At 49.9% G+C, this 12707-nt stretch carries 19 protein-coding genes and 1 pseudogene; 18 read left to right on the top strand and 2 right to left on the bottom strand.

The window, feature by feature from the left end:
• Window positions 1–11: 11 nt before the first annotated feature.
• From ACTHPM_RS21650 to ACTHPM_RS21595, 12 genes and pseudogenes are all read left to right on the top strand, one after another.
• On the top strand, window positions 12–269 hold the full coding sequence (locus ACTHPM_RS21650) for a hypothetical protein (protein WP_440398380.1): 258 nt from the start codon (window positions 12–14) through the stop codon (window positions 267–269).
• Between the two features lie 3 nt (window positions 270–272).
• Entirely contained in the window at window positions 273–920 is a 648-nt protein-coding gene (locus tag ACTHPM_RS21645; protein ID WP_440398379.1) for a hypothetical protein, read from the top strand.
• A gap of 19 nt (window positions 921–939) precedes the next feature.
• Window positions 940–1383: a hypothetical protein gene (locus ACTHPM_RS21640; RefSeq protein ID WP_440398378.1), complete on the top strand. Its 444-nt coding sequence runs from the start codon at window positions 940–942 to the stop codon at window positions 1381–1383.
• A 415-nt stretch (window positions 1384–1798) separates the two neighbouring features.
• Window positions 1799–3319, top strand: coding sequence for a DNA cytosine methyltransferase (locus tag ACTHPM_RS21635; protein ID WP_440398377.1), 1521 nt, complete (start codon window positions 1799–1801; stop codon window positions 3317–3319).
• A gap of 460 nt (window positions 3320–3779) precedes the next feature.
• A complete protein-coding gene (locus ACTHPM_RS21630) occupies window positions 3780–4097 on the top strand; it encodes a hypothetical protein (RefSeq protein WP_440398376.1) in 318 nt (105 codons plus the stop codon).
• A 25-nt stretch (window positions 4098–4122) separates the two neighbouring features.
• Entirely contained in the window at window positions 4123–4503 is a 381-nt protein-coding gene (locus tag ACTHPM_RS21625; protein ID WP_440398375.1) for a hypothetical protein, read from the top strand.
• 36 nt (window positions 4504–4539) lie between these two features.
• A complete protein-coding gene (locus ACTHPM_RS21620; protein ID WP_440398374.1) occupies window positions 4540–4785 on the top strand; it encodes a helix-turn-helix domain-containing protein in 246 nt (81 codons plus the stop codon).
• A gap of 26 nt (window positions 4786–4811) precedes the next feature.
• The gene (locus tag ACTHPM_RS21615) at window positions 4812–5303 is read left to right on the top strand and encodes a hypothetical protein (RefSeq protein ID WP_440398373.1); all 492 of its coding nucleotides are present in this window, start codon (window positions 4812–4814) and stop codon (window positions 5301–5303) included.
• A 68-nt stretch (window positions 5304–5371) separates the two neighbouring features.
• Window positions 5372–5842, top strand: coding sequence for an ArpU family phage packaging/lysis transcriptional regulator (locus ACTHPM_RS21610; protein ID WP_440398456.1), 471 nt, complete (start codon window positions 5372–5374; stop codon window positions 5840–5842).
• 221 nt (window positions 5843–6063) lie between these two features.
• Window positions 6064–7623 (top strand): recombinase family protein, encoded by a 1560-nt coding sequence (locus ACTHPM_RS21605; RefSeq protein WP_440398372.1) that lies wholly within the window; start codon window positions 6064–6066, stop codon window positions 7621–7623.
• Between the two features lie 38 nt (window positions 7624–7661).
• Window positions 7662–7751 (top strand): annotated as a pseudogene (locus tag ACTHPM_RS21600) (helix-turn-helix domain-containing protein); the annotation flags it as partial.
• 209 nt (window positions 7752–7960) lie between these two features.
• Window positions 7961–8386 (top strand): hypothetical protein, encoded by a 426-nt coding sequence (locus ACTHPM_RS21595; RefSeq protein WP_440398077.1) that lies wholly within the window; start codon window positions 7961–7963, stop codon window positions 8384–8386.
• A gap of 215 nt (window positions 8387–8601) precedes the next feature.
• On the opposite strand, the gene ACTHPM_RS21590 is transcribed toward ACTHPM_RS21595, so the two are convergent.
• Together ACTHPM_RS21590 and ACTHPM_RS21585 are read right to left on the bottom strand one after the other, a co-directional pair.
• A complete protein-coding gene (locus tag ACTHPM_RS21590; protein ID WP_440398078.1) occupies window positions 8602–8832 on the bottom strand; it encodes a DUF2188 domain-containing protein in 231 nt (76 codons plus the stop codon).
• Window positions 8833–9037: 205 nt separating this feature from the next.
• Window positions 9038–9256, bottom strand: coding sequence for a DUF6199 family natural product biosynthesis protein (locus ACTHPM_RS21585; protein WP_440398079.1), 219 nt, complete (start codon window positions 9254–9256; stop codon window positions 9038–9040).
• A gap of 322 nt (window positions 9257–9578) precedes the next feature.
• Between ACTHPM_RS21585 and sigY the strand changes: the two genes are divergently transcribed.
• The 6 genes from sigY to ACTHPM_RS21555 are packed head-to-tail and all read left to right on the top strand — an operon-like array spanning window position 9579 to window position 12646.
• Window positions 9579–10109, top strand: a complete 531-nt coding sequence (gene sigY, locus ACTHPM_RS21580; protein WP_440398080.1) for an RNA polymerase sigma factor SigY — start codon at window positions 9579–9581, stop codon at window positions 10107–10109.
• Window positions 10096–10509, top strand: coding sequence for a YxlC family protein (locus ACTHPM_RS21575; RefSeq protein WP_440398081.1), 414 nt, complete (start codon window positions 10096–10098; stop codon window positions 10507–10509). Before sigY ends, ACTHPM_RS21575 begins: the two co-directional genes overlap by 14 nt.
• Complete coding sequence (locus tag ACTHPM_RS21570) at window positions 10502–10720, top strand: transcriptional regulator (RefSeq protein ID WP_440398082.1); 219 nt, start codon at window positions 10502–10504, stop codon at window positions 10718–10720. The genes ACTHPM_RS21575 and ACTHPM_RS21570 overlap by 8 nt, the downstream gene beginning before the upstream one ends.
• Window positions 10721–10752: 32 nt before the next feature.
• Entirely contained in the window at window positions 10753–10950 is a 198-nt protein-coding gene (locus ACTHPM_RS21565; protein WP_440398083.1) for a PLDc N-terminal domain-containing protein, read from the top strand.
• On the top strand, window positions 10947–11870 hold the full coding sequence (locus tag ACTHPM_RS21560; protein ID WP_440398084.1) for an ABC transporter ATP-binding protein: 924 nt from the start codon (window positions 10947–10949) through the stop codon (window positions 11868–11870). The genes ACTHPM_RS21565 and ACTHPM_RS21560 overlap by 4 nt, the downstream gene beginning before the upstream one ends.
• Entirely contained in the window at window positions 11867–12646 is a 780-nt protein-coding gene (locus ACTHPM_RS21555; protein WP_440398085.1) for a hypothetical protein, read from the top strand. Before ACTHPM_RS21560 ends, ACTHPM_RS21555 begins: the two co-directional genes overlap by 4 nt.
• The last annotated feature ends 61 nt before the right edge of the window (window positions 12647–12707 follow it).

The raw sequence follows: 12707 nt of genomic DNA, 5'->3' as shown, positions 1-12707 counted from the left end.
GGGCATTTGCGATGCTTCCGAAAACGAGAAAGAACTGCGAGCGGGAAATGAAACATACATGGAATTCCTTTTGCTGGCTCTATAAAGAAAAACTCCAGGAGCTTGATCATATGACAAGGCGGATGCTGGCTGAGATGTCTGCTCTTCAGATTCCTCACGAAATGGCGCGGGAATACCTCGAGCAGGAATTTGCTCGGCTCTGGAATGAGGTTGCCGAGGAAGAGGACAAGCGCTATGGAAAGAACGGGAAGAGGAAACGAGGTGGTTGAAATATGCGATTCGTGGGGATCGACCCCGCCACAAAAACCGGATTTGTCGCCCTTGACGAACAGGGGAATGTCCTGGTGGAGATCGAGGTTATTGGAGCCGGAAAGAAGATGACAGGCGGGCTTACAACCGAGCAGCTTGTCTCCCTTGAAAATCAGGTGTACAAGCTGCTGAAGCCCGGGGACATCATAGCGATCGAACAGCCGGCAATGGGGACGCAGGCGGGAGTAACAACAGGAATGATCCACGGCGGGCTCCGGTCTATGATCTACCGAAAGGGGCTCAAGTACATTGAAGTCAATCCGCAGCGAACGAAAAAATTCGTCAACGTAGGCCGGGTTCCAAGTACCGAGAAAAAGAAAGCGATGGCGGCCGCAGCACGGGAGCACTTCGGATATGAGAATCCGAGTGACAACGTGACCGATGCATTCATTATTGCGAAGATTGCGCAGGCGGTATTTAAGGTCCGCCAAGGTGAGGCACAGCCGGCATCATATCGGATATATCAGGGCGAGGTTATCACTGCAATCATTGATCCGAAGGAAGCGAAGAAAACCAAGACTCCAAAGAAACCGAAAACGAACAAACGCCCAGGGAAGCCTGCGGCGGCGGGCAGTCACACCCATTTAAAGGAACAGCAGTTCTTATTTTGACGGAAAGGGGATGTAAGACATGCCAAAACTGGACCCGGAGATAAAGGAGCACATTGACAATTTGCAGGAGGATGAATACATCAACCGATCGCAAGGAAAAGTGCTGAAGGCATACTTTGAGACGGGAAGCATCAAAGAAGGCGCTGCGAAGCTGGACATGCAGGAAAGCTCGTTCTATTCCGTCATCAACTATCTCAAATTACGTAAGGTCTTGGTAAAGGTGAGCAAAGGAAAGTATGAGCTCAATGCTAATGTGTCGGAGATAGAGCCCGTAAAGCATAAAATCGAAGCTCCTCCGCTTCCTCCTTTGTCTATCACTCCGGAAGAGAGAAACTGGATGCGTGAAAACTACGGGAGATATCGCCATAAACGCTCGGAAGCTGCTCAGATTCTTGGCCGTAGCAAGCTTGATATATGCCGGATGGCGATTGCGCTTGGGATTGATCAGAAGATTTCGAGATAGGGAGGAGGATGGATAAATGCAGTTACAAGACAACGTTCAGTATAAAACTGCTGCGGTCTTATTTGGCGGCATCGGCGGCGAGTCTGCTGGGCTTCTAAAATCACAAGTCGAGTATGGCGGCAAGTTATATCGGTTCAAACTCCTTTGCTCGATCGACAGTGATCCGGTGGCCTGTAGGAATCACGATCTTATTACAGGAGAACAGACTGCGGTCGAGATGGATCTGTTCCGACGCTGGCAGTATGAGGCATGGCACGGCCACGAACCGCCAAGTGATTGGCAAGAAGTTACTCCGTGGGATATCTGGGTTGCATTCAAGAAGCAAGTACCATTCTTTCTCTTCCTCAGTCCACCCTGTAAGGGACTGAGCGGGCTTCTGCCACAGGAGAAATCTGATTCGGATAAGTATCAGGCTATGAATTACTTGACGGTCAGCGGGCTGGAAATATCGTTGAAGGCTTGCTTGGAATATGGCGGCAGTCTCCCGGCGATCATTCAGCTCGAGAACGTGCCGCGGATAACTTCGCGAGGCAAGCCGCTGTTACGGCAGCTCAAAAAGTTGCTTGTAAAGTTTGGGTACGCGGTCAGTATCAGGGCAGATCATAATCTCGGAGAAATCGGGGGACTTGGTCAAGGACGTGTTCGGTTCCTGCTTATGGCCCGTCTTGAGTCGAAAGTACCTAATGTCATTTACTATCCGGAAAAGAAGCCACTCCGCAGCATTGGGGACGTTATCGGCGATTTACCAGCACCCGGGGATACGGAAGCAGGTGGACCTCTACACCGGCTGCCAAGGCTTCAGTGGAAAACGTGGATGCGACTCGCACTCATCCCTGCCGGCGGCGATTGGCGGGACTTGAATAAAGTAGACTGGCAGAATCTTAGAGTTATTCACGAGCCACGTCGTGGTGCTTTCGAGGTGTCCGACTGGGACAAGCCGAGCAGGGCGGTTACAAGCACAGCGGGACCCGGGCGTAGCAACGGAGTGACAGCTGTATCAGATCCACGCTTGCAGATCAATGGGGACGGAAAAACGAACCTGTTCCGCGTGCAACTTATAGATGAACCAGCAACATGCATTACAGGAGCTGCCGGACCGAATCAAGGTGCAGGTTGTATAACTGACCCCAACTTGAAGGATAGGGACGGGAGACACCCAGGAGTGTACCGTATCGTTCGAGCAGACGAGCCAGCCCCTTGCGTGACAGGAACAAGGTTTGGATCTGGAGCCATTGCAGTCGCTGATCCGAGGGTTAATACAAAGCTACATCCAGACAGCTACGGCGTACAGGATTGGAATTCAACGGCCAAGACGGTCCGTTCAGCGAATCGCATTATGCAGGCGGCTGGTAGTGTGTCCGATCCTCGGGTGCCGGATAGACCTGGACGATATACGGATCAGTTCCGCATGCAGTCGATTGATGGTCCAGCAGCTACGGTAACGGGATCAACGGACGTGCAAAACGGAGCGCAGCTCATCGCCGATCCTCGGATAAAAAGTGCACCCCGCGCCGATACGATGGGTGTCTTGGATTGGGAACAACCGTCCAAAACGGTGATCGGTAGTGCAGATGTCCATGCTTCAGCCGTGGCAATCGCCGACCCGCGTATCCCGGCCGATAACGAGCAGGGCGTCTGGACGATAATCTCCTTGGACGGCACTCGTCACCGCCCGCTCACAACATATGAGCTTGCAATGCTGCAGAGCTTTCCGTCGCATTTGCCCGATGGGAGACCATTTCAGCTTGAAGGATGCAGCGACGCAAAAGCACGTGAGTACATCGGGAATGCTGTACCGCGTGATGCTGCGGAGGCTATGGGGAATGTCATCTTATTGGCCGGAGCTCAAGCAGAGGCAGGAATCACTTTTGAAATGAGTTGGGACCCAGTATGGGTGGCTCCGATGAACGAAGAGCAGCCGGCGATGGTGCATTAATGAACCAGATGATGTTAGACATTCCTCAATACGGACCGTGGATCGTGACTCATAAAGGAGACGTGTCATGTAGGCTTCTTGCAGATCGGCATTACTCCCGTCAGCACCCAGGGCACCCGATGTTCACAAGACCGGGAAAGAACCTGACACTTAGGACTGCCGAAGGTGATGCTGTGTGGGTTACTTGGTCAGGAGTGCGAGACGACGGTTTTGATGCTTGGGAATGTACAATTTTCCGAAATGAATCAATTAATCGAAGTTCTGACATGATCCGCGATGCTGTGGCCGCAACGGTTGCAGAATGGGGGCTGCCGCCAACGGACGGAATCATCACATATGTTGATGCCAGCAAGATAAGAAGTTCAAATCCCGGGTGCTGTTTTAAGGCAGCAGGTTGGAGAATTATTGGACGGAGTAAGCACAGACGTTTGATGTTGCTTAAGTGGGGAGGTATGAGAGCTTGAAAGGCCCCTTTTATAGAGACTCATCGCATGCGGTAACTGCAAGCAAACCTGAAATGCTCCAGCATGCTGAGGAAATAAAAACGATCATCTGCGCCAGCAATATCGATGTTGAATTGATCGCTGTAAACAAGCTTTATAAATGGAGTTTCGTCGGCAAAGCCGGAGACAAACTGCATGTTTTCCTTGCCCTCCCACATCAAAAGCAAATTCGCCGGGAGTATGAGTTCAATGGGCGAGGCCAGGACGCATGGGAAGCTGCTCCGAATTATGTACAGCTCAAAGATTTATTTATCGGTCAGCTGGAGCTATTTTAAATACATTTTGGGAGAGATGAATCTGATGAAATCCATTAACAAATATGTTCAAGCAGCACATGAAAACGCGAAATCAAAAGGCTGGTGGGACGAGGATAGGAGCTTTGGCGAAATCATTGCGCTGATCCACTCGGAAGCATCCGAGGCGCTGGAGGATCATCGTGACGGCCACGCTCCTGATAAGGCTTGGTATGAGGAGAAAACAGTTGAAGGAAGTGTCGTCAAACACGGACTATTCCTTGATTCAACTTGGAAGCCCTGTGGCATCCCGTCCGAGTTGGCCGACATCGTTATCCGCGTATTTGATGCCTGCGGCCGATACGGAATTGATCTGGAGCAAGCGATCCGGGAGAAGATGGTCTATAACGCTACACGGCCCACACGTCACGGCGGAAAAGTCCTTTAGCCACCGGCTACCAGCACAGGGGGAGTGAGGTTAACCATGCCAGACACGGGAGTTAATGTCCTTGGAATGCGAATACGCCAGCTCCGCAAGCAGCAGGGTTTAAGGCAGTGGGAGCTCGCGGAAAGGATCGGCCTGACCCGCGCAGCTGTCGGCCATTATGAGGACAGCGCCAGGCGCCAACCTGATCTGAACACATTGGTAAAGCTCGCTGATGCGCTTCATACGACGACGGATTATCTGCTTGGGCGGACAGATGATAGTGCAGCACAAGCAATCATTTAATATCTAATCGAGAGGGGAAATAATCTATGCAAATTCAAATCAAAGCCCATTTTAATAAACAGACGAAGGACTCCAAAAAGGAGCAGGTTCAATTCTATGTAACAGGTGAGGACGAGAAACGTCCGGAGCTGAACCAGTTGACCCGGGAGGTTGTTATCCTACAGATCGCTGGACTGGATGAAGTGGAGCTCACAGCCGAGTTTAAGAAGTCAGCCAAGGATTCCAAGAAGACGGTCCTGGAGTTTGAAGTGAAAGGAGACTCATCGGCTGCCCAGACATTTGAGTTTTACAAGATGGCCGGCACGGACGTTGAGCTCACAATCACTGAATCGCAGATGGATATCGACGAGTTCAGGGAGGCACAGGAGCAATACCGGGAAGGCGTTCGTGGCAAGATCAATCAGGACGGAACGGTCGATGTTGAAGATAAAAACCAGATGACGATCGATGAGGCTGCAGCAGCTTCTGAGGAAGACGGTCCGCCGATGCCAGAAAATGAAGATGATCTGCCGTTTTGATTGCAACATGGCCCCGGCTTCGGCCGGGGAATCCCCTTGGTTTGTGAGGTGAGGAAAAGGTGGGTCAAATGAGTTTCTTGCCAGAGATTGATCGCAAAAGAACCCAGGAGGCCGTTGAAGCTATTCTTGAACGATATAGGATGTATAAGTTCCTCACTTTTGAAGAGCGTGAGGCCAATACGACATCAAGTATCAGCGATATACCGAGGAGCTTCACAGGAACGACGAGTGACCAGACGGCCAACATTGCGATTTACAATGTCGACACCCAGGCGAAACAGAAGAGTTTTTGCGAGCGTGTTGAACGAGTTGTGAAAAGGATGCCGCGCATGGAGGGCTTCTTGATCCAAGAAAGGTATATGACCATTGAGCATGATTACATTACCGATCAACATGTCTATAATCACGTATTTCAACCGCCAATCAGTGAAGGTAAATACAGTAAAGTCCGCTGGAAGGCTTTTTATAAATTGGCTTCGAATTTTGATGTGCTCGTGGAGAAAGAGAAAGAGGTGAATTTCGGTGAAGGGGCAAGTTAAACAAGCCTCTTCTCATAGCATATTAGTGGGTGATGAAAGCATGAAAAATAAAACTAAAGCTTATACTCTACATTTCGTCCGATCCGAAGATACAGTCCAATCCGATGCGATAATTAAGTCATTGGCAAAACAGGCTATCCAAAAAGTTCTGGATAAACACGGAGCCGTAGCGTACAATTTGGATGAGATTTTGGACAAATATATTTCGGGGGAAATGCGTAATGAGCATGAAAGAGGATAGAGCATACGTTAGGGTATCGACTCTTAAGGACTCTCAGAAAGATAGTCCAGAGCACCAAGAGGCGTTCATAAAAGAGCGGGCTACTCAAATGAATGTGGAGATTAAAAAGGTATATGAGGACCGTGATTCGGCAACGAGTATCGTAGCTCGAGAAGATGTTCAGAAGATGATCGCTGATGCCAAAAGAGGCGAAATCAGATCGCTTTGGTTCGTCTCTCTGTCTCGTTTTAGCCGTGATGCACTCGACGCCATTTCTCTCAAAAGAATCCTCGTTAATGCATTGAAGATTAGGGTTGTGTCGATTGAAGATGGGTATGATTCGGCTGTAAAAGATGATGAGCTGCTCTTTGGAATCAAATCAGTTGTAAATCAAAATACGAGTGGTGATATAAGCATTTCTTCCAGGCGAGGAATACGTCAGTCCGCCATGAATGGGAATTACACGGGATCCATTCCACCATATGGCTACCGCAAAGTGATGGACGGGAAGCGCAAAACACTCGAAGTGAGCCCCGTGCAAGCTGAAATTGTTCGGAAAATATTTGAGTTGTACCTAAATGGCAATGGTGAGAAGTCAATTGTTAATTATCTGAACGGCGATAATGAAACAGGGCAGCCTATACCGTCATATAAAGGCGGCGTGTGGGGATTATCCAGTATTCAGAGAATTCTCCAGAATGAGAATTATACCGGATATACCGTATTTGGCAGGCATACTGTCGAAGTTTCTTACAACGATTTGAACGACCTAATGGATCGTGGTAAGAAGTTGATTCAAAAGCCAAAATCAGAATGGGAGCGGACCTCATTCCAAACGCATGAAGCAATAATCACAGAAGAAACCTTCCAACAAGCCCAAGAAATTAGGCTGATACGGGGTGGAGGAACAAAGGGCGGTAGAAGGAATTTTGTGAATGTGTTTGCAAAGATGATCTTCTGTTCTGAATGCGGCTCAGCAATGGTGACGATGAAATCAGGAGGTAAAAAGCAATACTATCGGTATCTCTTCTGTTCAAGACGACGAAGAACTGGGGAAGCTGGCTGTTGCAATGGGAAGTGGCTTCCTTATGAAGAACTGAGGGACGAGCTCATTGGAGAGATATTGAAAATGCTGACAGATTCCCTTAAGGTTGTAGAGCGGTGGGGGACGGACTCTCTGATTCCAGCGTTACCGGATAATGACTTTGAAAAGGAACGCAAAAAGCTTGAACGCCGGATCGAAGATAATCGGAAATTATTATTTGAAATCAGAAGGCAAAATATGCTTGGAGATATCGATTCAAGTCAGTACGAATATGAGAAAGCTCAATATGAAAAAGAAATCACTGATTTTGAATCACGGCTGGCAGTCGTAAGAGCGAATGAAAAAAAAAGCCTGGATATTGAAAAAATTATTAAAGAGACAAAGAAGGCAGTCAAGGAAATAACGAACTTAAAAAGTTATAATGATGTTGAGAAACTCAGGGTACTATTAATGCAAGTGGTGAAGCGCATTGAGGTGGATAAGGACGGTAAAGTCACGATCCAGACATACATTTAGCGCAATGTACAATCACGTCCATTGTGTGTGCTTGAAAACATACTACGAACGTCATGCAGAAACTCAATGTCAAAGGCCGTTCTCAGGCCGTCGTCGAGCTGATCAAGCTCGGGGAATTAAAGATCTGATCGATGCCTTCAAGCGCCCTTGGCCTTCTGGACTGTGTCTTCCTTATCTCATAAGGAGGGCATGGCGAGAAGGTTCTTTGCTTTGTAGGGGGGAAATGAAATGAACGCTGCACTAAAAGGATAAATGTGAATAAAGGGATTCAAACCTAACGAATGGAATAATCCTCTTGATCATATCGAATGAATAAGAGAGGGGCAGCAGCCTTAATATGAAGCAATGGATAACCATCGAAAATCTGAATGAACTGTCCGACGAGCAAAAAGAGAAGCTGCGTTTATGGTGGAAGATGAGAAATCCCGGAAGGTTTGATCTCTACGCGGTGAAGGTAATGGATGATGGCGTCGCCCGCTATAAAGGACCTATCGTCCATTCGGATGATCGTGACTTTGAAGAGGATTTCTATCAAGGCGAAGCGCTGCCGCTTTTTTCGATCGGACAGATGATGGAGTTTGTGGGCGATAACTTAGAAAATGGCTTTTGTGTGGATTATAATTCAGAGAAGATAAGCCATTATTTTCACTGGGTCATTCCCAGGTCAATGCTGCCGGACAGCCGGCAGGGTGAACCCCCTTCGCATTCCGATGTATGCGATGCGCTATGGTTTGCAACCAAGACGGTTTTAGCCTCCGTGTAATAACAAGAAGGGCATGGGTTAACGAAATACAATAGACGATGAAGATCAGATCATCCCGTTGGGATGGTCTGTTTTTTCGTGCAGGAGACGGGGTCTCATTTGGGAGTCCAGGGCGTAATGCGTATCGCTTGTCACTTTCTTGCAGGTTGCGGTGGATTGGAAGATGTCATATAATACCCGGCTGTTCCGCTATATAAGCGGAAGCCGGGCGCATATTAACCTCTTGGCGGGAAAGGATCATTCCCGTAGCTGTTGGATTCGGAGATTCTGCCGTCCCTGTTATGAATCACATGCTCTGTCTTATCCTCGAGTGCAGCGAGTCTTCCGAGTTTCTGAGCTTCCGCCTTGGTGTCGGCATGGCTTGTTACGCTGCCACCCTGTTTATTGTCCCAGCCGCCTTGGGGACTCGGTACCGTGTGGACGGATGGTTTCTTGTTGCTAGGCATCGATCATTCACCCCCTTTACTTCTGCCCTTGAATCCTTAAGTATCTTTTAAACAGGATGAGAGGAAGTGAACGCCGGATAAGGATTTTTATCGTAAGGAGCAGGTCATTTCATTTCGCGATAAGTCTAGCCGATGAAAAAGAGAGGAAAGCCGGGTACAACGGAAAATAAATAAACTGGCGCCGGTAGTGGACGCCAGTCTGCGTTCAATAGAACATTTTAAAGATTCCCAGGAGAACCAGGAAGGCGCCGAAGACAAAGCCGAATATACAGCTGATTTCGACCGACACGAGATAATTTTCGCTGGGCTCGGATTCGCCGTCCACCTTCCAGCCTTGGCTGCGTTCCCAGCCCTGAGAAGGGTTGCGAAGCCGCCGCCAGCTTAATGCAATGATCAGAATGCCAAAGATGCTGATAATAAACATAAGAACATCTCCTTAAAGGAAGAAGCGGAATACAACGTATGGAAATGCACAAAACGCGGCGAAGGTGGCATCGAATCGCCTCCTTTATACATAGAACGTTCTGCAGCCTCAAAGGTTACGGATAACGTTAAGCATCACTTGCGGACTATGAAAAAGAGTCTGTGAACGGGCGGGAATAATATTCCTGAAAAAGATTTTGGATTTCCGTGAACGAAAGAGAGAACCTATTCGTACTATGGGTGATTGCATGAGTCGCGTACGGACGAGTGCAAGTCGTTAACACCATTCACAATCCGTCAGAGAAAGGAGCCGGTGGCAGCAGTTGGACGAACAGAAGCAAATCAAACGCGCCCAGCGCGGGGATAGTCAGGCGATGGCGCAGCTGCTGCAATCCCACTACTCCTTTTTAATGAAGTATCTGATCAAACTGACGATGAACCCGGCACTAGCGGAGGACGTGGCGCAGGAGACCATGCTGAGGTGCATCGAAAAAATTCGTTTATATAACGGCAAATCCAAATTTTCTAGCTGGCTAATTACGCTGGCCACCCGGATCTACATCGACCAGATGCGCCGCACGCAGGTAGAGAAGCGGTGGAAGGACCAGGAGCAAGCACTGCGCCAGACCGAATGGCAGCTGAAGCACCAGAGGGAAGCCTGGACCGATGCGGTCCAAGCCCTGTCCAGGCTCAGTTATGAATGGCGCCTGCCGATTCTGCTCAAGCATTATTACGGTTATTCATACGACGAAATCGCCGACATCATGGATATCGCGCCGGGCACGGTCAAATCAAGGGTCCATCACGGATTGCAGCAGTTAAGAAAGGAGCTGAAGACAGATGAAACGGAATAAACGCATCCAGGGAAGCCGTGATTCGAAGAAGGAGAATCAGCAGTCCGAGCCCATCCACCTGGGCGAAGAGGATGCCGCGGATAACGATGCCCTGATCACGCAGCTAAGAGCGGGATTCGACCAGATGGATCTAATTATCCAGCATCCCGAACCACCCGCGCTGCATGAGCTGGAGCTGCTCGTGACAGACCGGCGGAAGAAGCTGCGCAAACGGGCAGGCTTGGAATGGGCTCTGTTTCTTGTTCTGGCCCTCGTCATCATCGGCGGCAATCTATTCCTCGCCACAAGCAGCATCCTTGTCTTTGCTGCGATTCAAGGCGTGCTGTTCATTGGCGCGATTGCCTTTGTCCTTCGGTTCATCCAAAGGTCCCGGAAGAAGGTGAAGTCAGGACATGCCTAGATCCAATCCGGAATCGCTTCCCGTATGGGCTCTCGTGCTCGTCGTATGCATTTTGCTGGCCCAGAGCCTCTGGTTGTTCACGAATGCACGCCGCCATACGAAATATTACTGGTTTTGGGGCATTATCGGGCTCATCCAGTGCCCGAGCCCCCTTGTAGCTTACTGGTTTGTCTATATTTACTGGCCAAGGAGAAAAGAACGGAAGAAATAAACTTCATATGAAACGCGAAGGGGGAAATACGCGTGAATACCGATATTCCATGGAATTTGATTGCTCCATTGATCGTCATCCAGCTGATCCTGGCTGTGGTGGGATTCATTTCTTTGTATAAAACAGAAGCAACCCGCGGGCCCAAATGGATATGGGCGATCATTATTTTGTGCGGCAATCTGCTGGGTTCCGTCGCTTACTTTGTCATTGGAAGGAAGGATGTCTCATGACACAGCCGCTGCTTCAAGTGGAAGGGTTAACCAAACGATTCAAGGAACGCACGGTCGTCAAGGGAATATCTTTTAGCGTTGCCGAAGGCAGCTGCGCAGCCCTGCTCGGGCCGAACGGAGCAGGGAAAACGACGACGATCAGCATGCTGGCGGGTCTGCTTGAGCCGACGAAAGGCTCAATACAATTGATTCATGATGGAAGAGCGGTTCCGGATCGCAGGCCTTACATCGGATATTTGCCGCAAATGCCGGTCTTCTATCCGTGGATGAGCGGCAAGGAATTTTTGAGCTATACCGGCGAATTGGCCGGGCTTACTGGCCGGGAGTCGGCGCTGAAGACCGGAGAGTGGCTGGAAGCTGTAGGTCTCGGTGATGACGGGAAGCGCAAGATCGGAGGCTACTCCGGCGGGATGAAACAGAGGTTAGGACTGGCGCAAGCCTTGATTCACCGCCCCAAACTGCTCATTCTGGACGAGCCGGTCTCCGCGCTGGACCCTGCGGGCCGCAAAGATGTGCTCCGCCTGCTGCAGCGCATTCGCCGCGAAACGACGGTTCTGTTCTCAACCCACGTGCTGCATGATGCCGAAGAGATTTGTGATGAAATTCTCATGATGAAGTCCGGAGAAATTGCTTTGCAGGGCAATCTGGATTCGATCCGTAGAGAATACAGTGAGCCTGTGATCCGTATGGAGGTCAGCGGGGATAAGGCATCTCGTGAATGGCTGGCTTCGGTCGGCAGCAGAGCCTTTGTGCTCCATCACGAGCTGGCGGGAACCCGGGCGGAGCTGACGGTAACGGACGTGGAGCAAGCTTTGCATGAGCTGATGGCGGACGCGGTAGCCCATCGCGTATTGTTCCGGCAATTCGAATCTGGCCAGAGCACACTGGAGGAATTATTTATGAAGGTGGTGCAGGCATGAGACAGTTCAGGTTGTTTTTTCGCAAGGAGATGCTGGAAATGGGCCGCAGCTACAAATGGCTGTGGGTGCCTCTGGTCTTCCTGATGCTGGGCGTCATGCAGCCGATCGTCACCCGCTTCATGCCGGAAATCCTGAAGTCGGCGGGGAACATGCCCAAAGGCATGACGATCACGATGGAGACGCCTTCGGGAGCGGAAGTCATGGCGCAGACGCTCGGCCAATACAATTCGGTCGGACTGCTCATTCTGGTCCTGTCTGTCATGACGATGATTTCGGGCGAACGCCAGAGCGGCGTGTCGCAGATGATCTTTTCCAAAGCGGTGTCGTTCGTGTCGTATACAGCAGCAAAATGGATGAGTATGCTCTCCCTGATCACCGTATCTTTCGGACTTGGCTACGCCGGAGCTTGGTACTATACGGTTCAAATGATCGGATCGGTCGATGCCGGAGCAGCTTTGAAGGCGGGACTCTTCTATCTGCTGTGGATGTGGTTCGCGGGTTCGCTGACGCTGCTGGCCAGCTCGCTGCTGAACCCTGCGGCGGGAATCGCCTTTGTCAGTTTAGGGGCAGCGCTGCTGCTGTCGATGGTTTCAGGATGGCTTCCGGCATCCCTTGCCTGGAATCCCGGTTCACTGCCGCAAATATCCGTCCGATGGCTCCAGCAAAGCCAGGGGATGACGGAAGCAGCCGGCGCATTCATGATCGGCATTCTGTTTATCCTGGTTTGCTTCGCCGCTTCCACCTATAGGATCAAGCTCGTAAAATCCAAAATATAACAAATTATTCTATGCAGGGCATGGCATTATATGTAATAATATGGATAAATAAAAAATACCC

The organism is Paenibacillus sp. SAFN-054 (assembly GCF_051966755.1).
In the GTDB taxonomy this organism is placed as follows: Bacteria; Bacillota; Bacilli; order Paenibacillales; family Paenibacillaceae; genus Paenibacillus_AQ.
This window is presented reverse-complemented; position numbering and strand designations above follow the sequence as displayed.

Bases quoted from the DNA above. Each gene is read 5' to 3' on its own strand.
- ACTHPM_RS21650 (WP_440398380.1), top strand. From the start codon at position 12: ATGCTTCCGAAAACGAGAAAGAACTGCGAGCGGGAAATGAAACATACA.
- ACTHPM_RS21645 (WP_440398379.1), top strand. From the start codon at position 273: ATGCGATTCGTGGGGATCGACCCCGCCACAAAAACCGGATTTGTCGCC.
- ACTHPM_RS21640 (WP_440398378.1), top strand. From the start codon at position 940: ATGCCAAAACTGGACCCGGAGATAAAGGAGCACATTGACAATTTGCAG.
- ACTHPM_RS21635 (WP_440398377.1), top strand. From the start codon at position 1,799: ATGAATTACTTGACGGTCAGCGGGCTGGAAATATCGTTGAAGGCTTGC.
- ACTHPM_RS21625 (WP_440398375.1), top strand. From the start codon at position 4,123: ATGAAATCCATTAACAAATATGTTCAAGCAGCACATGAAAACGCGAAA.
- ACTHPM_RS21620 (WP_440398374.1), top strand. From the start codon at position 4,540: ATGCCAGACACGGGAGTTAATGTCCTTGGAATGCGAATACGCCAGCTC.
- ACTHPM_RS21615 (WP_440398373.1), top strand. From the start codon at position 4,812: ATGCAAATTCAAATCAAAGCCCATTTTAATAAACAGACGAAGGACTCC.
- ACTHPM_RS21610 (WP_440398456.1), top strand. From the start codon at position 5,372: ATGAGTTTCTTGCCAGAGATTGATCGCAAAAGAACCCAGGAGGCCGTT.
- ACTHPM_RS21605 (WP_440398372.1), top strand. From the start codon at position 6,064: ATGAGCATGAAAGAGGATAGAGCATACGTTAGGGTATCGACTCTTAAG.
- ACTHPM_RS21595 (WP_440398077.1), top strand. From the start codon at position 7,961: ATGAAGCAATGGATAACCATCGAAAATCTGAATGAACTGTCCGACGAG.
- ACTHPM_RS21590 (WP_440398078.1), bottom strand. From the start codon at position 8,832: ATGCCTAGCAACAAGAAACCATCCGTCCACACGGTACCGAGTCCCCAA.
- ACTHPM_RS21585 (WP_440398079.1), bottom strand. From the start codon at position 9,256: ATGTTTATTATCAGCATCTTTGGCATTCTGATCATTGCATTAAGCTGG.
- ACTHPM_RS21575 (WP_440398081.1), top strand. From the start codon at position 10,096: ATGAAACGGAATAAACGCATCCAGGGAAGCCGTGATTCGAAGAAGGAG.
- ACTHPM_RS21570 (WP_440398082.1), top strand. From the start codon at position 10,502: ATGCCTAGATCCAATCCGGAATCGCTTCCCGTATGGGCTCTCGTGCTC.
- ACTHPM_RS21560 (WP_440398084.1), top strand. From the start codon at position 10,947: ATGACACAGCCGCTGCTTCAAGTGGAAGGGTTAACCAAACGATTCAAG.
- ACTHPM_RS21555 (WP_440398085.1), top strand. From the start codon at position 11,867: ATGAGACAGTTCAGGTTGTTTTTTCGCAAGGAGATGCTGGAAATGGGC.